Here is an 18,651-nt window from a genome sequence, read left to right on the forward strand (position 1 = left end):
CCACCCACCCCCCGTGTTGCCACGGGCCCATCACCAGCGTGTTCGCCACGCCCGGGTTCTGCTTCTCGATGGCCGCGTACGTCCGCAAGGGGCCGTACAGGTCCTCGGTGTCGTACCAGCCGCCCACCACCAGCATCGCCGCCTTCAGGCCCTTCAGGTGCGGCAAGAGATTCCGCGCCTGCCAGAAGGCGTCGTAGTTGGGATGCGCGGTGACGTCCTTCCAGAACGCGACGTCGCCCTTGAAGTACTTCGTCTCCGCGTTGCTCAGCGGGCCCAGGTCCATGAAGAACTCGTAGCCGTCCGGCGTGCCGTATTCGAAGCGCGCCCAGTCCTCGCTGTCCGTGGGCGCCGGCCGGGGCTTGCCGAACCCCGAAAAGAAGTTGAACGCGAGCGACAGGTTGAAGGCGCCATGCCGGTGCATGTCGTCCCAGAACCAATCCGCGATGGGCGCCTGCGGAGACACCGCCTTGAGCGCCGGGTGGCCGCTGATGGCACCCGCGGAGGCGTAGAAGCCGGGATAGGAGATGCCCCACTGCCCCACCTTGCCGTTGTTGTTCGGCACGCGCGCCAGCAGCCAGTCGATGGTGTCGAACGTGTCGGTGCTCTCGTCGGTGTCCTTCGCGCCCTTCTTCGGGTTGATGGGACGCACGTTGACGAAGTCGCCCTCCGACATGAGGCGGCCACGCACGTCCTGGAACACGAAGATGAAGCCCTCCTTCTCGAACGCCTCGCTCGGCCCGAGCTGCGTCTTGTAGCGGTCCAGTCCATACGGCGCGACGCTGTAGGGCGTGCGCACCATCAGGATGGGGTAGCGCTTGCTGGGAGAGGCATCGACGGGGATGTAGACGGAGGTGAAGAGCTTCACGCCATCCCGCATGGGGATGCGGTACTCGAACTTGGTGTAGCGCGAGCGGATGCGCTCCGTGCGCTCAGGTGTCGAGGCACCGGGGGCCTTCGACGGAGTCGGTGGCGGCGTCTGGGCGACGGCGGGACTTGCGAGGGACAACCAAAGCAGCGCCGCGAGACTGCGAGACACGGGGGACATGCACGCTCCAGTAAAGGGACGCGACATCGTGGGGGACACAACCGCCCCCGAACGGCCCGGGAGGCCGTTTGTTCCCGAGCCCGAGGGGACGTCAGCTCCGTCCTTCTCCGCCCTCGTCCGGGGCACTGTCCAGCCCGTACTTGCGCAGCTTGTCGTGCAGGGTGGCCCGGCCAATCCCCAGCCGCCGAGCCGCCCCGCTGCGGTTTCCTCCCTCGATGCGCAGTGCGTCGAGTACGAGCCCCCGCTCATAGGCCTCCACCCGCTCCTTGAGCCCCATCCCCGTGGCGGCCTCGCCCTCCTCGCTCCGGAGTCCCTCGGCCACGGGCCCCGTCGACGCGGCGCCAGCCGACCGAGGCTCGGAGGTCGGCAGGAGGGACAGGTCCAGCTCTCCCTCGCTCGACAGCGCCACCAGGCTCTCCAGGGTGTTCTCCAGCTCGCGCACATTGCCGGGCCAGGGCAGCGCCATCAGCCGCTCCACGAAGCCCGGCGGCACCTTCAACGGGCCCGTGTGGAACCGGCCGCTGAAGCGGTCCAGGAACATCCGTGACAACACGGGGATGTCCTCGGGGCGCTCGCGCAACGGCGGCACGCGGAGCTGCACCACGTTGAGCCGGTAGTAGAGGTCCTCGCGGAACTGCCCCTCCGCCGCGCGCTTGCGCAAGTCCCGGTGCGTGGCGGCCAGGATGCGGACGTCCACCTTCACCGGCCGGTCTTCTCCCACCGGGCGGACCTCGCCCTCCTGGAGCACCCGCAACAGCTTGGCCTGGAGTGGAGGCGCCAGCTCTCCGACTTCATCCAAGAGCAGCGTGCCTCCGTCCGCTTCGCGAAACAGCCCGGGGCGGACCCGATTCGCTCCCGTGAACGCACCCTTCGAGTGACCGAACAGCTCCGCCTCCGCGAGCTCCTCGGTGAGGGCCGCGCAGTTGAAGCGCAGATAGGGTCCGTTCGCGCGCGGTGAGGCGCGCACCAGGGCCTCCGCCACCCGCTCCTTGCCGGTGCCGCTCTCCCCGGTGATGAGCACCGTCACGTCGCGGGAGCCAGCGCGTTGGACCAACTGCGCCAGCCGACCCATGGGCTCCGAGGAGAACACCATGGAGCGTGACAGGTTCAGCTCCCCTGTCAGCCGCTCGTTTTCATGGCGCAGCCGGACCGACTCCAGGGCGCGCGTGACGACGGCGAGCAGCTCATCCACGTCGAAGGGCTTGCGGAAGTAGTCATAGGCGCCCGCCTTCACCGCCTCCACGGCGAAGCGCTCCGAGCCATGCGCCGTGATGACGATGATGCGCGGCGCGTGGGGCACCCCGCTGACCCGGCGCACCAGCTCCATGCCGTCCATCCGGGGCATGCGCAGGTCGGTGATGACCAACTCGAACGCGCGCGACGCCAGCTTCTCCAACGCGGCCTCGCCGTCCTCCGCCTGCTCCACCTCCACGCCGGACAGGCTGCGCAACATCTCCCGCAGCGTGAAGCGCACGCCCGCGTCGTCGTCCACCACCAGCACGCGCGATACGGCGCCCGGCTCACCGCGCATGGGCCACCTCGCGCACGTCCCTCACCGGGCCCAGGGTGTCCGCGGGAAGCTCGCGCGGCAACATCATCTCCGCCACACAGCCCCCGGACGCCTCGTTGCGCAGCGTCACCTCGCCACCATGCTGCCGCGCCAGCGCACGGGCCACCGTCAAGCCGAGCCCCGAGCCCTTCGACTTCGTGGTGACGCCCGCGTCGAAGGCCCTCGAGGACACCTCGGGTGACAGCCCTGCTCCCGAATCCCGGATGAACACGCGCACATCTCCCAGGCTGCCGGATTCGACATCCACCACCACCTGACCTCCCCGTGGACTCGCGTCGATGGCGTTGTGCAGCAGGTTCATCACCACCTGCTTCACCTTGCGAGGATCACACGCCGCGACCACCGGACCATCACCGCCCCGGGCCAGTCGGACACCGTGCTCGGCGGCGAGGCCCTCGTGCAGCACCACGGCCTCGTCACACAGCGCCGCCAGGTCCACCTGGCTGACGGACAGCGGAACCAGCGGTCGCGAGAAGTTGAGGAACTCCTCCAGGATGTCCTGCATGCGCGTCACCTCGCCGGCCAGCACCTCCAGGCGCTCCGACGGCTGCGCGCGCTCCGGCTCGCGCCGCATGAGCTGCGTCAACCCTTTCACCGTGGCGAGGGGATTCTTCAGCTCGTGGGCAATCTCTCCCGACAAGGACTCCAGCGTCCGAGCGTGGGCGCGATGCGTGGCGAACAGCTCGTCACGCTGATGGAAGGACTCCGCCAGCATGTCCTCGAAGGTGCCCCGGACGGCGGCGCCCACGATGTTGGCGGCCACCACCAGGAGCAGGATGAACACCGCGAGGGCCAGGAGCATCTCGCGAGGCGGCTCTCCCAGGAACGACAGGTGCAAAGGGGGAGTCCACTCGAGCAGGTGCGCCGCCGCCAGCAGGGACACGAGCCCCAGCTCCTCCAACATCAACAGGAGCCGCTGACGCGGAGGGAGCACCGCCGCCCCCACGAAGGCCAGCGGGAGGACGAGCGGCAGCAACGGACTGGCCAGCCCTCCCGTCCCCCACGTCAGGCTCTGCTCCAGGATGATGCCCAACGTCAGGTTGCCGGAGATGCTGCGCTCCGTGAGGCCCTCTCGCTCGTAACGGCGCAGCTCGAAGAAGAAGAACGACAGGGCCAACACCACCTGGATGGGCAACCAGATGCGGCGCCAGGGCGCGCCATCCATGAGCGTCGCCCCGGCGACAGCCACCATCAGCAGGATGCCGCCATACGCACGCAGGCGCACCATGCGGCCAAAGATGCGGCCGATGTGCTTGAGCCGGAGGGCCTCGTAGCTGCGCCGGGTTCGCGGGTCCATGTCCACCTTGTCAGGTCGAGGTGAGCCCGGCCCGGATGCTGGCCTGCCGCTGCGAATAGAGGCGCGCCAGGTTGTTGATGTCGTCGTTCTCGAGCACCTTCTTCGGCGCCCCCAGCTCGGCGGTGGCCACCATCGCCAACCCCACCGCCTCCGTGGTCGTCACGAACCCGGGAGCCACGGCCTTGAGCACCGGGTACAGCGGGCTGAGCACCTTGTAGAGAACCCGGTAGACCCGCGTCTTCGACACGATTCCGTGCATCGGCCGGATGATTCCGGGCCGGAACAGGTACACGGCGCGGAACGGCATCGCGAGCAGCGCGTTCTCCGTGCGCCCCTTGACGCGCGCCCACATCGAACGCCCCTTCTCCGTGCTGTCCGTCCCCGCGCCCGAGACGTAGATGAAGGTCATCCTCGGGTTGACCCGCGCCAGCACCTGCGCCACCGACAGCGTCAGGTCATACGTCACCCGCCGGTAGTCCTCCTCATTCATCCCCGCCGAGGACACGCCCAGGCAGAAGAAGCAGGCGTCATAGCCGTCCAGCGAGGACTCCGAGGACGCGTCCAGGAAGTCCTTGAGCGACAGCTCACGCAGCTTCTCGTGACGCTGCCCCGTCTCCGCACGACCCACCGCGAGCACCTGCTCCACGCTCGGAGAGCGCAGACACTCGCGCAGCACTCCCTGCCCCACCATGCCCGTCGCGCCAAAGAGGAGGACCTTCATGGCTGGCCTCCGGGCTGGTTCGCCGTCACGGGCGTCCCCATTCCCGTGGAGAGGATGGGATGTTGCTCCGCGGTCTCCCACGCCAGCTCCGGCCACCATCGCTGCCGAACACCCGCTGCTTCGAGCTCCGGCTCCACGCTCTGTCCAGGCCTGGGCAGCACCAGCGTCACGGAGAGGCGCTCGGCCGCCGCGCGCGCCCGTTCAGCCGGCTCCGTCCAGCCATGGTAGGCGAGCCCGAAGAGGGCCCAGTGCACCGGAATCATGACCTTTCCCCGTAGCATCTGGTGTGCCAACACCGCCTGCTCGGGACCGATGTGCCAGTCCGGCCAGGCGCGGTGGTACTGCCCCGTTTCGATCATCGTCACATCGAAGGGCCCCAGCCGCTCGCCGATGTCCCGCATGGCCGGGAACAGGCCCGTGTCACCGGAGTAGAACGCGCGGTTCTTGGCGCCGATGAGCGCGTAACCGGCCCAGAGCGTGGAGTCCTTGTCGAACAGGAACCGCCCGGAGGCATGGCGCGCGGGGGTGGCGACGACCTCCAGCTCCCCGACCCGGGTGCGCTCCCACCAGTCGAGCTCCACGATGCGCTCCGCCGGAATGCCCCAGTACTCCAGATGCGCACCCACGCCGAGCGGCACGATGAACACCAGCTTGGAGTCCTTCACGGAGTCCCTCAACGCCAGGAGCGTCGGCCGGTCCAGGTGGTCGTAGTGGTCATGCGAGATGACCACCGCGTCGATGGGAGGCAGGTCCGCCAGGGCGATGGGCGGCGCGAACCACCGCTTGGGGCCCACCCAGGAGTAGGGCGAGACGCGCTCGCTCCACACGGGGTCCGTCAGGATGCGATGTCCGTCGATCTCCACCAACTGCGAGGAATGCCCCATCCACGTCACCCGCAGGCCCGTCGCGGGCGGCGACTGGAAGCGCTGGGGGTTGATGTGCTCCACCGCCAGCGGCTCCCCGGGACTGGTGTGGGGGCTGGTGTGGAGCAGCCCCGACATCATCTCCCCGAAGTGGTTCACCAGCGGCTGGGGGTTGTCGAAGTGCCCGTCCTTCCACTGGGGCGAGCGCTCCATTCGCTCCCGCCGAGCCCCCGTGGCGCTCTTGCCGAAGCCCGTATGGCCATCCACGACGAGCACGAGGATGCCCACCGCCAGCACCGCGCCCAGTCCCATCGCTCCACGGCGCAGGACACGCCGCCAACCTCGCGTCTTCATCGGGATGCTCCCAGGGGCATGCACAGCGCGCGAATCGCGACGCCGATGCCTTGAACGAATGCCTCACGCGTACCGCTGCTGTACTTGAGCCCCCGCGCCGTCGCGTAGAGCGTGTCGGTGAGCTGCCGCGCGGTGAGGCCGGTGGACTTGTAGGCGGCGACCAGTCCCGAGGCGCGCAGCAGCTTCGCCACCGCCTCCAGGAACAAGTTCTCATGGCGCGTCGCCACCTCTTGCACGCCGGAGGCGCTCAGGACCTCGGACAAATCCCTGGCGTCCGCACCCAGCATTCCGACGTAGCGGCCAACCCAGGCATCGAAGCCCCGCACCAACCGCTCCTCCAGCGGAAGGGAGACATCCGACAGCCCCTCGCTGGCGAGCCGCAGCGAGACCTCCATCGAGTGCTGCAACGTGGCGAGGAAGAGGTCTTCCTTCGTCGCGAAGTGCAGGTACAGCCCCTGGCGCGACACGTCGGCGGCCCGGGCCACCTGGTCCATGGAAGTCTTCCGGAAGCCGTAGCGCAGGAAGACGCCGAGCGCCGCGTCCAGCAACCGGTTCCGCCGCGCGTCGTCCGGCGGTTTCTCGGGTGACTTCAGTTCGGTCCCCATCTTGGACAGATTTGACAAGATGGACCCAGATTGTCAATTCAATCGACCCCCACCCCAGGGGCCGCGACCTCGGCTCAGCGCACGCCGGCGCGGCCTCCGTCGAGCACTCGCAGCGCGGGCTTCGACGTCCGACGGGCTCCGGTGGAGGGCTTGTCCGCCTTTCCGCTCGCCGCCTTCACGACGCGCCGAGGGGGCGTTCGGGAAGTCGTCGAGCCGCGTCCGCTCACTCGGCCCCGGCGAGGCGCGGGCTTGGCCTTGGGCGTGCGCGGAGCGGGGAACGGCAGGCAGAAGAACAGGTACATGTCGAGCAGCATGGGGCCTCTTCGCCTTCAACGGGTGCGCACGGAATGTGGCGCGCGGTTCATGAGCAATGGCGATGCCACCGTCCTCATCCTTCGAGGAAGGCGTGCGCAAGGTGCCACGGTGGGTGGGCGCGAACCCGTGAAGAAGCATGAAGATGGCGTGGCGAAAGCCCCTTCTCTCCTCGGAAGGAAGGCTCTCCTCAAGGGGCATGCGCACCTTTCCATCCGAGGCGAGGAGCGCCCCCGCCAACGCACCTGACGGGTGTCGGCCTTCCGGCGGGGGTGCCGGGTTTCCGGCAGGGGTTCCGCACGGGCCTCCGACACCCACGTGAGTGCTCACGGCGAGCGAGCGCTGGCATGGGCCTTGCCATCAAGGCGGGCGTCACCGCGGGGGGAAACCGCGGCATCGAGGAGAGGCTCCATGCGACGTGCCGTCGTGGTGTTCGTGGTCCTGGTGGTGGTGCTCGCCACCCTGTTGGGCGTGCGCATCCTGAAGGACCGGCGGGCCGCGGAGGGACCGGCCGGAGGGTCGGGAGTCGTGGAGGGCACGGCGGTGGACGTGCGGGCCCGGCTCAATGCGCGAGTGCTGGCGCGACACGTGGAGGAAGGTGGGCGCGTGGAGAAGAACGCGGTGCTCGTCACCCTGGACTGCACCGAGCCCGAGGCGGGGCTGAGTGAAGCCTCCGCGAGACTGGCCATGGCGCAGGCGCAGGCGGACGGTGCGCGCGCGGCGGCGGTGGCCGCGGGGCGCAGCAGTGAAGCCGTCGCCGCGCAAGCCGAGGGGAGCCAGTCGCAGATTGCCTCACTGGCGGACCAGCAGGGACTGGCCCAGCGACAGGCGGACCGGCTCCAGCAGATGGGGGATGCGACGACGGCGGCCGCGTTGGACCAGGCGCGAGCCCATGCCCAGTCCCTGGAGCAGCAGCTCTCGGCGGCACGACATGCGAGCACCGCGGCGTCCCGACAAGCTCGCGCCGCCACCGAACAGGAGCGCGCGAGTCTCCAGCAGGCCGAGTCCGCCCTGCGCGCCATCCAGGCCGCGGAGGCCACGGTGCGCCGGGCCCAGGTGTCGGTGGCGGAGTGCGAGCTGCGCGCGCCCCTGAGCGGCACGGTGGAGACCCTGCCGCTGGAGGTGGGCGAGCTGGCCCTGCCGGGAGCGATTGTCGCGCGACTGGTGGACACGCACCGGCCCAAGGCGACGTTCTATCTGCCGAACGCGGAGCTGGCGGCGGCGAAGCCGGGTCAGTCCGCCACGGTGCGCGCGGATGCGTATCCGGACCGGACCTTCCAGGCGCGCGTCGTCACCGTGGCGCGCGAGGCCGCCTTCACGCCGCGCAACGTGCAGACGCGCGGAGACAGAGACCGTCTCGTCTATCCCGTCGAGGTGCACATCGACGCGCCGGAGGGAGTGCTGCTTCCGGGCATGCCCGTGGACATCACCCTGGGGCCGGTGAATGACGCGGCGGTCGCGGAGCAGCGGCCATGAGCACCTGCCCGGACGTGGACGTGGCCCTGGAGGACGTGCGCCGTGGCTTCGGGGCGACGCAGGCGCTCAAGGGTGTGTCGCTGGCCGTCCACACCGGAGAGGTCTACGGACTGGTGGGACCCGACGGCGCGGGGAAGACGACGGCCATCCGGTTGATGGCGGGGCTGCTCCTTCCGGACGCGGGGCGCGTGAAGATGCTGGGTGAGGACCCGGCGGATTCGCGCTCCCCGGTGCGGGAGTCGCTGGGCCTGGTGCCCCAGCGGAACACGCTCTACGGAGACCTGAGCGTCGACGAGAACCTGCACTTCTTCGCGCAGCTGTTCGGCCTGTCGCGAAAGGACTTCTCCGAGCGACGTGAGCAGCTGCTGGATATCACCCGACTGAGCCGCTTCACGGACCGGCGCGCGGACGCACTGTCGGGCGGCATGTACAAGAAGCTGGCGCTGGCGTGCGCCCTGCTCCACCGCCCCCGCGTGCTGCTCCTGGACGAGCCCACCAACGGCGTGGACCCGGTGAGCCGCCGCGAGCTGTGGGAGCTGCTCTACGGCCTGGTCCACGAAGGCATGACGCTGCTCGTCTCCACGCCATACATGGACGAGGCGGCGCGGTGCCACCGGGTGGGCCTCCTCTACGCGGGAGAGCTCATCGCGGAGGGAGACCCTCGGGAGCTGGCGCGCCAGCACGGGGTAGCAGCCTCCAACTTCGAGGCGGTGTTCCTGGCCCTCGTCGAGAAGCGCACCGGTGGGAGGGCCGCATGACTCCGGCCATCGAGGTGCATCACCTCACGCGACGCTTCGGGAGCTTCACCGCGGTGGACGACGTGAGTTTCGAGGTGGGCGCGGGCGAAATCTTCGGCTACCTGGGCGCCAACGGCGCGGGCAAGTCCACCACCATCCGGATGCTGTGCGGACTGCTGAAGCCCACGGGCGGAGGCGCGCGTGTCGCGGGCTTCGACGTGGGCCAGGAGCCCGAGCGCGTGAAGGCCGGCATCGGCTACATGTCCCAGAAGTTCTCGCTGTACCTGGACCTGAGCGTGCGGGCGAACCTGGAGTTCTTCGCCTCGGCCTATGGCGCCCATGGCCGGGAGCTGAAGACGCGCATCGGGGAGATGGTGGAGCGGATGCAACTGGGCGCGGTGCAGGACGAGGTGACGGGCGCGCTGCCCGGAGGAATGCAACAGCGCGTGGCGCTGGCCAGCGCGGTGCTTCACCGGCCTCGCATCGTCTTCCTGGACGAGCCCACCGCGGGCGTCGACCCGGTGCAGCGACGCTCCTTCTGGGAGTTGATTCGCGATCTCGCCTCACGCGGCACCACCGTCTTCGTCACCACCCACTACATGGACGAAGCGGAGAACTGCGCGCGCATCGGCATCATGGTGGACGGGAAGCTGGTGGCCCTGGATACCCCCGAGGGACTGAAGCGGACGCACGCGCCCGGCCGGGTGCTGGAGGTGCGCGGTCCCCGCCTCTCCCCCGCACTGGACTCGCTGCGCGGCATGGCGGGCGTGCTGGATGTGAGCCGCTTCGGCTCCGGCGCCACCGTGCGCGTGGACCCGGAGCGCCTGTCCGCGGAAACCCTGGCGGACTGGCTGCGTGCGTGGGGCGTGGACCCGCTGGAGCTGGAGGACTCGGCGCCGACGCTGGACGACGTGTTCCTGGCGCTCACCGCCCGCGCACAGCGGGGAGAGGACTAAAGCGCCCATGGCCGCGACACGTGTGAATCGCCGGATGGGACGCATCCTCGCGATGGCGGGCAAGGAAGTGCTGCACATCCGCCGGGACATCCGCACCCTCTATCTGGCGCTGGCGATGCCCGTGTTGATGCTGGTGCTGTTCGGCTTCGGCATCAGCTTCGACGTGGACCATCTGGAGTTGGTCGTCGTGGACCAGGACCGCACGGACCTGTCGCGAGAGCTGGTGCGCCAGGTCACCGCGTCCCAGGAGTTCGTGGTCGTCCAGGACGGCACGTCGCCGGACGAGGCGCTCGGAGCGCTGCGCCGGGGCGCCGCGACGGGCGTGTTCCTCATCAACAAGGGCTTCGCCGAGGACGTGAATCGCGGGGGCGCCCAGGTCCAGTTGCTGGTGGACGGCTCGGACGGCAACACGGCCACGCAGGCGCTCGCCAAGGCCCAGGCCCTGGTCGAGATGGCGGGTCGGAACCTGGGAGGCCCGGTGCGGGTGACCGCGCCTCCGCTGGAAGCGCGCGTGCGCACGCTGTTCAATCCGGATGCGCGCTCCGCGATGTTCCTGGTGCCGGGACTCGCGGCGTACCTCCTGGCCATCGTCGCGGTGCTCATCACCGCGCTGACGGTGGCGCGCGAGTGGGAGCGGGGCTCGATGGAGCAGCTCTTCGCGACGCCCGTGGGCCGATTGGAGATCGTCGTGGGCAAGCTGCTGCCCTACCTGGGCATCGGCCTGCTCCAGGTGCTGCTGGTGCTCACGGTGGGCGCCTGGGTGTTCGACGTGCCGGTGCGCGGAAGCCTCCTCGCCCTGGGGCTGGGCTCGTTCCTGTTCCTGGTGGGGATGTTGGGCCAGGGGCTGCTCATCTCCGTGGTGACGCGCAACCAGGTGGTGGCGACGCAGGTGGCGACCATCACCTCGGTGCTGCCGTCGATGCTCCTGTCAGGCTTCATCTTCCCGATTGAGAACCTCCCGCCGCCGCTCAAGCTCATCAGCACGCTGATACCGGCGCGGTATTTCGTGGCGACGCTGCGCGGGGTGCTGCTGCGCGGAAATGGCCTGGACGTGCTGTGGCCGCAGTTGGTGGCCCTGGCCCTGTTCGCGGCCCTCGTGCTGGCGGTGGCGACCCGTCGCTTCCAACGACGTCTGGACTGAATGGAGGCTCGCGAGCATGCATCCGCTGATGGTGCAGTACCGCGCGGTGGTGGTGAAGGAAGTGCGCCAGACGGCGAGAGATCGCCGCGTCATGGCGCTCCTGACGCTGGCTCCGTTGATTCAGCTCTTCATGCTGGGCTTCGCGGTGAACTTCGACGTGCGCCATGTCCCCACGGTGGTGGTGGACCGGGACAAGACGGCGGAGACCCGCGACTACGCCCGCGCCCAGCTCGCCGGGGACACCCTCGACTTGAAGGCCGAGGTCGCCGACGAGGTCGCCGCCGAGGAGGCCCTGGAGCGCGGCGAAGCCTCCGTGGCGCTCATCTTCCCCCGCGACTTCCAGAAGGACGTGCTGCGAGGCCAGGGGGCCCAGGTACAGGCGCTGGTGGATGGCTCGGACCCGACCCGCTCGTCCGTCGCGGCGAACGCGGTGGCGCAGTACGCGGTGCTCCGGGCGATGCGCATGGCGCGTGAGCAGGCCCAGGGCCAGGGCGAGGCGGCCCCCCGCTCCCCGGTGGAGCTGGTGCCTCGCGTCCTCTACAACCCGGAGCTGTCCACGTCCGTGTACGTGGTGCCGGGCATCGCCGCGATGCTGCTGCTCATCGTCACCACGGTCATCATGGCCATGGGCCTGTCCCGCGAGCGCGAGACGGGAACCCTGGAGCAGCTCCAGGTGACGCCGCTGCGGCCCGGCATCCTGATGATGGGCAAGGTGACACCGTTCCTGTTGATTGGCCTGGTGGACGTGGGGCTCGCGCTGAGCGTGGGAGCCTGGGTCTTCAAGGTCCCCTTGCGCGGAAGCCTCACGCTCGTCGCGGTGGCCACCCTCTTCTACCTGCTGTGTACGCTGGGCGTGGGGCTGCTCATCGCGACGGTGAGCCGCACGCAGCAGCAGGCTTTCGTCGGAGGGTTCCTCTTCGTCCTGCCCGCGGTGCTCCTGTCCGGAGTGATGAGTCCCATCCGGGCAATGCCGGACTGGCTGGCGTGGGTGACGTACCTGAACCCCGTGCGCTACTACGTGGAGGTGCTGCGCGGCGCGCTGCTCAGGGACGCGGGGCTGGCGGACCTGTGGCGGCAGGTGCTCGCGCTCGCCGTCTTCGGCGCCATGATGATGGCCGTGGCCGCGCGCCGCTTCCACAAGACCTCGGCCTGAGCCCCCAAGGGTGCTTGCTCAATCCGCGGGCAGGGTCGCCAGGAGGCCCTGCTCCTCGGGGAGCGACTGGGTCTTCCACCAGAACGTGGCCGCGTGCTTGTTGCCGCTGTCGTGCCGCTGCGTCCACTTGAAGGCCCCCGTGCAGTTGGGGCCATCCGTCAGCGTCAGCTCGCTCGCGGCGATGGCGTGGTCATCCCCATCGAAGTAGCCGGGGTGCTTGCACACGCCGACGACCTGGAGTCCTTCGTCGCCCTTCCCCGTCGGACATCCCGTGCCGATGGCGTACGTGGGCGTCGAGGCGTTGTAGGCGATGGACGACGACGTGCTCAGACTCCCGCTGGAAGCCACGCCCGTGGCCCGCGCGAAGACCCAGTCGAGGATGCGGTCCCTCGCGGCGGTCACGGCCTGCGCATGTCCGGACGCGCTCGGGTCGGTGATGGTGCCGTGGCAGAACGAGCCGTACTTGATGCCGTGGGACGGCCGCCACGTCTTGCCCGCCGCGGGCGTCATGCCCAGCCCCACGGCGAGGCCACTGCCCTGCGCATCGAAGGGCAACGAGCCGTCGCTGTAGCCCGTCCACAGCGAGGGCGAGCAACTCGCCCAGGACGTGAGCATCAGCGCGTGCTTGTTGCGCGCCACCCAGTCCGCCGCCGGGAAGCCCCCGACGTTGCCCGCGTACTCGCACCACCCGTTGCCCGGAGCACACGAGTCCCCGTACCCGAGGATGACCTCTCCGTTCTTGCAGGTGGTGACGAAGCTGGCCGCGCCAACGACGTTGTATTTGCTGGTGCCCAGCGAATCGACCATGCCCTGGATGGACACCACACCGGCGATGCGTCCTTGCACGCCCCAGTCCTGGGTGCCGACACCGTCCACGCCCACGTTGGCGGCGACCTCCAAGGCCACCCGACCGCCGGTGCTGTGGCCCACGAGCAGGACGTTCTTCGCGTCCGAGGGGAATCTCCGCTCGATTTCGCGCGCCAGCCGGTAGCGCCACTCGTAGGCCGTGGTGCAGGGCGCGCCCTGGCGTGACGCGGAGCACCCCGGGTCTCCCGCCTCCCAGTCATCCATGTTCAAGGGATTCGTCGAGTCCGAGGGGTGATGCGCGGAGGCAGGCGCGGTGTAGAGGTTCGCGCGAGCGCTGCGCACCACCACCGTCGTCCCGGGATGCGCGGCCTCGTAGGCGGCGATGCGCGCGGGAAGCGCGGCGTTGATGGCCGCGTCGAGTTCGTCCAGGGAGCCCTCGGCACGCTCGCGCTGTCCCTGACAGCCCTTCACACCGTGCACATACAGGAGGTTGAGCTGCACCGTGCCCTGTTGCGCCAGCGCGGCGACCGTGCCGCCCGGGTCGGCCACCTCGGGGAGCGAAGACTCCTGGGGACCACAGCCAGACAGACCTACCACGCAGGACAGCATCAGCCAGTGACGCGGCGCCATGGTGACGGCTCCAAGCCTCGAAGAGGGGGCGCTACCGTAGTCCAGGACGCACCCGTCGTGGGGACTCGCGACCAGGGAAACAGGCGGCACGTGTGCTCGCTCGCGCGTCCTCGCACTGTGACTGGAAAGCCCGGCGGGCGTGCGTTACAGCCCCGCTCCAGCATGTCCCAGACCGCCGCCTCCGCCCTCTCCGTCTTCCGCCACCGCGACTTCCGCACGTATCAAATCGCCCGGCTCTGCGCGGTGCTCGCCATGCAGATCGAGTCGGTGGCCATCGGCTGGCAGGTCTACGAGGTGACGGGCAGCGCCCTCGCGCTGGGCTACACGGGGCTCTCCCAGTTCATCCCCTTCCTCGCCTTCTGTCTGGTCGGTGGCCAGGTCGCCGACCGGTTTGATCGCCGCATCATCCTGGCCATCTGTCAGAGCGTGATGTTGCTGTGCAGCCTCGCGCTCCTCGCGTTCTCCCTGGGCCACATCCGGGACGTGCGCTTCGTGTACGGCGTCCTGGTCCTCTTCGGCACGGCTCGCGCGTTCTACGCCCCCGCGGGGTCGGCGATGACGGCGCAGTTGGTGCCGAAGGACGAGCTGACGCGCGCGGTCGCCGTGAACTCCACGACGTGGCAGGTGGCCACCATCGCGGGCCCGGCGGTCGGCGGAGTCCTCTACGGCTGGGCGGGCGCCACCGGGGCCTACCTGGGCTCCGCGTCGCTCTGCGCGCTGACGGTGGTGTGGATCCTCTCGCTGAAGGTGCGGACCGGGCGGGCCTCGGCGCAGCCGCTGTCCTTCACCACGCTCGTGGCGGGGCTGGGCTTCGTGCGCCGGCAGCGGTTGCTGCTGGGGAGCATCACGCTGGACCTCTTCGCCGTGTTGCTGGGCGGCGCGGTGGCGCTCCTGCCCATCTACGCGCGGGATGTCCTGCACACCGGCCCCTTCGGGTTGGGGCTCTTGCGGTGCGCGCCAGCGGCGGGCGCGGCGGCGGTGGCCATCATCCTGGCGATGCGTCCCCTGGGCGGTCGGGCCGGCTGGAAGATGTTCACGGCGGTGGCCATCTTCGGAGCCGCGACGCTCGTGTTCGGCGTGAGCAAGTCCCTGCCCTTGTCGCTGGTGGCGCTGGCCATCGCGGGCGCCGCCGACATGGTCAGTGTGGTGGTGCGCCACACGCTGGAGCTGATGGCGACACCGGACGAGATGCGCGGGCGCGTGGGCGCGGTGAACATGATGTGCATCGGCGCATCCAACGAGCTGGGTGAGTTCCGCGCCGGCTGGCTCGCGGAGCATGTGGGCGCGATTCCGGCCGTCGTCACGGGCGCCGTGGGCACGCTGGCCATCGTCGCCATCTGGGCCTGGGGCTTCCCCGAGCTGCGGAAGGTGGACAGGTTGGAGTCCGCGGGCCACACCTCACCTCCGGAGCCACAGCCGGCGGAGGCCTCCTCGGCCCAGGCGGGCTGACGCGAGCGCACACGCGGCGCCCGGGTCCACGGCTCCTGCCCGCGAGGGCCAGGGCATCACACCGAGGGTCCATCCGAGGCCAGCGAGCCGCATCCGGGCGCGGCCCTGGCCCAACCCGGATGCGCTGTGTCTCTCAGGCCCGCGCGCCTTCGTAGCTGACGCTCAGCCCTCGGTGCGTCACGGTGATGACGGGGCGCCCGAGCCATCCGCAGTGCTTGCAGACGCCACTGGGACCCGACGCCGTGACACGCACCGGCAGGTCCGCCGCACAGACAGGGCATCCTTCGGGAATCGTGAAGTCGCGCGAGGCTGGGTGTGCTTCGGTCATGCATTCGACGTAACGCAGCTTTCGACCTCCGCAACCGAGGCGGCCACTCGCCGGACAAGCGACCTGGCGAGCGTCCGCCTCGCTCACGCGGCTTCGTCGAGGAGGCGGCGGTAAGCGCGGACGACGTCCGCATCGGAGACCTTGTCCAGGCCCTCGCTCACCTCGTGGTCCGTCGCGACGACTCCGGGCACGCGCGTGGGACCGAACCCTCCCGTCCAGATGCCCGTCTCCCGCGCTACGCGGAAGGCGTGCATCGAGAGCGCTTGCGCGTCACCTCTCAGGTAGACACGGAACGCGTTCGTCTGCGCCGGACGAGGCTGCACGGTGAGGCGGGTGTCGGCGGCCAGCGCCTCGCTCAGCGCCTTCGCGCGACGAACCTGCCCCGGGATTCGCGCCAGCACGCCATCCAGGCGCATGGCCGCGGAGGCCACATAGGGCGTCAGGTGGAACAGGTTCCCCCCATGGCGGTGCCGCCAGATGCGCGCCTCGCGAATGAAGTCGCGGCCACCCACCAGCATCGCGCCGCCCAGCGCGCCCACGCGCTTGTAGAGGGACACGTAGACGGAGTCGAAGCCCCGGCAGATCTCCGAGAGGGGCCGATTGTAGAAGGGCTGGCACTCCCACAGCCGCGCCCCATCCATGTGGAGCTTCACGCCCTTCTCGCGGCACGCCCGCTTCAGCTCCTCCAACTGTTCCCACGTCTGGAGCTGACCGCCCAGCCACCGCACCGGCAGCTCGACGCTGACGACGCCGAGCGACTCCGGTGACTCGAGCACGTCCTCGGCCAGCATCGGCCGGTTCCAGGGCGAGAGGATGACGTCATGCAGCCCATGCAACAGGACGTGGCTGCTGTCCTCGTGCAACACATGATGTGACGAGGGGTGGACGCCGAAGTTCCGGTTCTTCGCCGCGTCCGCGTAGCTCCGCAGCGCGATGAGCTGCGCCATGGTGCCGGTCGGCATGTAGCAGCCCGCCTCGAAGCCCAGCATCCCGGCGACCTTCTTCTCGAAGCCGTCGATGAACTCACTGTTGCCGTAGAAGTCCCCCGTCACGCCCTGCCGACGCATCCACTCGCCGATGGCGACGAGCTCCGCGCCCGGGTCATCCGACGCGTACACACCCGTGAGGGTTCCGCGGCAGGCCCGGCGGATCTCCTCCACCTCCGCCCGTGACAACTCCCCGGGAGCGCCCTTCGCCTCCTTGCGGGCTTTCGCCGGCGCGGGTGACGCGGCTCGCGCTGGAGCACTCCAGAGCGCGGTCCCCGCGAGCAGGCTGGTCAACGACAGGAACTCACTGCGACTGAACTGATGACGGGACACGGGACACCTCGACCACGGGGCAAGCCTCCGCCGCTCCCTCGAGCGTAGCCCCCGCGCCGCCACGGCTCATCCGATTCCCGCCTCCGACACACTCCCGCGCCTCCCAGTCCCGCGTCCGGACACATTGTTTCAATCCCTGACGCTGCGCGCTCCACCCACACCGCCCGCTCCAATCCCTGACGCAACGCAATATCCGACCGTCCTCCGGCCTCTGACGCATCGCAGTACTGATTCAGTATTCATGTCCCACCAACAAGAAAGGTGAATCACCCTTCAACTTCATTTGCCGCCGGGACCACCCGTTTGGTACGGATCGCGGTGCTGTCACGGAAAGACGTGCCAGCGCCTCTCCCCACAACACAGCTAGCGATTGCAACGGAGCTACATATGGCAACGCGTCGCAGGGTTTTCCGCGCGGTGGTGGCTGTTGTCGGCATGGTCGGCATGGCGTGCTCGAACCAGGATCCAGTGGTCGAGGGGCCAGGTCCGGACACCGAGGTCCCCGCCGCCATCAAGGCGTGCCGGGAGCGCATCGCCGCGAAGACGTCCGAACTTCAGGCGGCGAGCATCGACATCGCGACCTGGCCCATCCAGGACGCGGAGGAGATGAAGGAGATCACCACCGCGGCGCCGCAGACGCAGGAGACCTACCGCGCCTATGACGGCAAGTACCGGCCCCTGTCGAACCATCCGGGTTGTTCCGTCGACAACCTCTACTACGACAAGGCGAACAGCACCGGCACCACGCCGTACAAGGACGGCAACAACGACGGCAAGTGGACGGGCAACACCGCCTTCGGAGGTCCCAACAGCGCCACCGACTTCATCGGCGGTGACGTGGCCAGGATCCCCGGCTTCTCCTGTGCCGCCAAGGAGTACGCCCAGGCCAACGAGGACACCTCCAAGCCCATCATCATCCTCGTCCACGGCAACTCCACCCGGCCGCACACCTGGGAGAAGTTCCTCCTGCCGCCGGGCACGTCGGTCAACACCGCCACGGAGAACGTCCAGTTCACCGGGGACACCGCCGCCCGCGCGCAGCTCGCGGAGACGCTCATCGCCCAGCGCTACCGGGTCATCGCCGTGGACTTCCGCACGGACATCGTTTCGGGCATCGACCCGTCCACCAACAACACCACCCAGAACGCCGCGGGCAACATCGACCATGGCTGGTCCACGCCCATCCTCCAGTCGCTCATCAAGGCGGTGATGAAGGACCAACCCAACCGGAAGGTGGCGCTCATCGCGCACTCGCTCGGCGTGACGGTCGCGCGCGACGCCCTGCGCCGGCTGTACGTGGAGTGGCGCACCGGCCTGGCCGGCGCCATCAACCCCTTCCCCCAGGTGAGTCACGTCATCCTGGGCTCGGGCGCCAACCACGGCGTATCCACGTATGACCCGCCCAGCTCGCTCTGCACCACCAACAGCACCATGCGCGGCACCATCGTCTGTGAAATGGGCAGCCGCTCGAACTACTCCCAGACGTACTTCCACAAGCCGCTCAACGGGCCGCGCGACCTGTTCGCCACGCCCTGCGCGGACGGCGACTACGCCTTCGGCAAGACGGGCCAGTGCGGGGACAACGTCGTGAAGTACTTCACCCTCACGATGACGGACAAGGAGCGGGGCACCAACTACCAGGACTTCTATGTGTCCGAGGCGGCCTCGCGCATCGAGATGGAAGGCTGCGTGACGAACACGCTGACCACGCTCAACGACTACGACACGAGCGGCTACTTCAACCGGGGCTTCATCGCCAACCACTTCGGCTCGCTGCGCTCGACAGCGGGGCTCGACCTGACGCTGCGCTACCTGGCCGAGTAGCCCCGTCCCTTCCCCTCCAGTCGGACCGGCGCGCGGATTCCTCACCGCGCGCCGATCCGAGCCC

General features: G+C 69.2%; 17 protein-coding genes. 7 read left to right on the top strand and 10 right to left on the bottom strand.

Annotation, left to right across the window (positions count from 1 at the left end; translation table 11 throughout):
- From HR086_RS31330 to HR086_RS31360, 7 genes are all read right to left on the bottom strand, one after another.
- Positions 1–1,045 (bottom strand): CocE/NonD family hydrolase (locus HR086_RS31330; protein ID WP_174467471.1); only part of this gene is annotated, 1,045 nt, incomplete at its 3' end.
- 91 nt (positions 1,046–1,136) lie between these two features.
- Complete coding sequence (locus HR086_RS31335; protein ID WP_174467472.1) at positions 1,137–2,576, bottom strand: sigma-54 dependent transcriptional regulator; 1,440 nt, start codon at positions 2,574–2,576, stop codon at positions 1,137–1,139.
- A complete protein-coding gene (locus HR086_RS31340) occupies positions 2,566–3,912 on the bottom strand; it encodes a HAMP domain-containing sensor histidine kinase (protein WP_174467473.1) in 1,347 nt (448 codons plus the stop codon). The genes HR086_RS31335 and HR086_RS31340 overlap by 11 nt, the downstream gene beginning before the upstream one ends.
- Positions 3,913–3,922: 10 nt before the next feature.
- On the bottom strand, positions 3,923–4,633 hold the full coding sequence (locus tag HR086_RS31345; RefSeq protein WP_174467474.1) for an NAD-dependent epimerase/dehydratase family protein: 711 nt from the start codon (positions 4,631–4,633) through the stop codon (positions 3,923–3,925).
- A complete protein-coding gene (locus HR086_RS31350) occupies positions 4,630–5,850 on the bottom strand; it encodes an MBL fold metallo-hydrolase (protein ID WP_174467475.1) in 1,221 nt (406 codons plus the stop codon). Before HR086_RS31350 ends, HR086_RS31345 begins: the two co-directional genes overlap by 4 nt.
- Positions 5,847–6,455, bottom strand: a complete 609-nt coding sequence (locus HR086_RS31355; protein ID WP_174467476.1) for a TetR/AcrR family transcriptional regulator — start codon at positions 6,453–6,455, stop codon at positions 5,847–5,849. The genes HR086_RS31350 and HR086_RS31355 overlap by 4 nt, the downstream gene beginning before the upstream one ends.
- A gap of 74 nt (positions 6,456–6,529) precedes the next feature.
- Complete coding sequence (locus HR086_RS31360) at positions 6,530–6,769, bottom strand: hypothetical protein (RefSeq protein WP_174467477.1); 240 nt, start codon at positions 6,767–6,769, stop codon at positions 6,530–6,532.
- 409 nt (positions 6,770–7,178) lie between these two features.
- Between HR086_RS31360 and HR086_RS31365 the strand changes: the two genes are divergently transcribed.
- The 5 genes from HR086_RS31365 to HR086_RS31385 are packed head-to-tail and all read left to right on the top strand — an operon-like array spanning position 7,179 to position 12,230.
- Positions 7,179–8,243 (top strand): HlyD family secretion protein, encoded by a 1,065-nt coding sequence (locus tag HR086_RS31365; protein WP_141647350.1) that lies wholly within the window; start codon positions 7,179–7,181, stop codon positions 8,241–8,243.
- Complete coding sequence (locus HR086_RS31370) at positions 8,240–9,001, top strand: ABC transporter ATP-binding protein (RefSeq protein WP_174467478.1); 762 nt, start codon at positions 8,240–8,242, stop codon at positions 8,999–9,001. Before HR086_RS31365 ends, HR086_RS31370 begins: the two co-directional genes overlap by 4 nt.
- Positions 8,998–9,936, top strand: a complete 939-nt coding sequence (locus HR086_RS31375; RefSeq protein ID WP_174467479.1) for an ABC transporter ATP-binding protein — start codon at positions 8,998–9,000, stop codon at positions 9,934–9,936. The genes HR086_RS31370 and HR086_RS31375 overlap by 4 nt, the downstream gene beginning before the upstream one ends.
- Positions 9,937–9,943: 7 nt before the next feature.
- Positions 9,944–11,077, top strand: coding sequence for an ABC transporter permease (locus HR086_RS31380; RefSeq protein WP_174458375.1), 1,134 nt, complete (start codon positions 9,944–9,946; stop codon positions 11,075–11,077).
- A 16-nt stretch (positions 11,078–11,093) separates the two neighbouring features.
- Positions 11,094–12,230 (top strand): ABC transporter permease, encoded by a 1,137-nt coding sequence (locus tag HR086_RS31385; RefSeq protein WP_174467480.1) that lies wholly within the window; start codon positions 11,094–11,096, stop codon positions 12,228–12,230.
- An 18-nt stretch (positions 12,231–12,248) separates the two neighbouring features.
- Here HR086_RS31385 and HR086_RS31390 read toward each other — a convergent pair whose 3' ends face one another.
- Positions 12,249–13,667 carry a hypothetical protein gene (locus HR086_RS31390; RefSeq protein ID WP_174467481.1) on the bottom strand — a complete coding sequence of 473 codons (1,419 nt, stop codon included), beginning with the start codon at positions 13,665–13,667 and terminating at the stop codon, positions 12,249–12,251.
- A gap of 162 nt (positions 13,668–13,829) precedes the next feature.
- Between HR086_RS31390 and HR086_RS31395 the strand changes: the two genes are divergently transcribed.
- Positions 13,830–15,116, top strand: a complete 1,287-nt coding sequence (locus tag HR086_RS31395) for an MFS transporter (RefSeq protein WP_174467482.1) — start codon at positions 13,830–13,832, stop codon at positions 15,114–15,116.
- A 133-nt stretch (positions 15,117–15,249) separates the two neighbouring features.
- On the opposite strand, the gene HR086_RS31400 is transcribed toward HR086_RS31395, so the two are convergent.
- Positions 15,250–15,444, bottom strand: coding sequence for a hypothetical protein (locus HR086_RS31400; protein ID WP_141647343.1), 195 nt, complete (start codon positions 15,442–15,444; stop codon positions 15,250–15,252).
- Between the two features lie 83 nt (positions 15,445–15,527).
- On the bottom strand, positions 15,528–16,763 hold the full coding sequence (locus tag HR086_RS31405; protein WP_174467483.1) for a beta-eliminating lyase-related protein: 1,236 nt from the start codon (positions 16,761–16,763) through the stop codon (positions 15,528–15,530).
- Positions 16,764–17,150: 387 nt separating this feature from the next.
- On the opposite strand from HR086_RS31405, the gene HR086_RS31410 reads away from it, so the two are divergent.
- The gene (locus HR086_RS31410) at positions 17,151–18,587 is read left to right on the top strand and encodes a triacylglycerol lipase (RefSeq protein ID WP_174467484.1); all 1,437 of its coding nucleotides are present in this window, start codon (positions 17,151–17,153) and stop codon (positions 18,585–18,587) included.
- The last annotated feature ends 64 nt before the right edge of the window (positions 18,588–18,651 follow it).

The sequence above is a fragment of the Myxococcus sp. CA039A genome, assembly GCF_013336645.1.
In the GTDB taxonomy this organism is placed as follows: domain Bacteria; phylum Myxococcota; class Myxococcia; order Myxococcales; family Myxococcaceae; genus Myxococcus; species Myxococcus llanfairpwllgwyngyllgogerychwyrndrobwllllantysiliogogogochensis.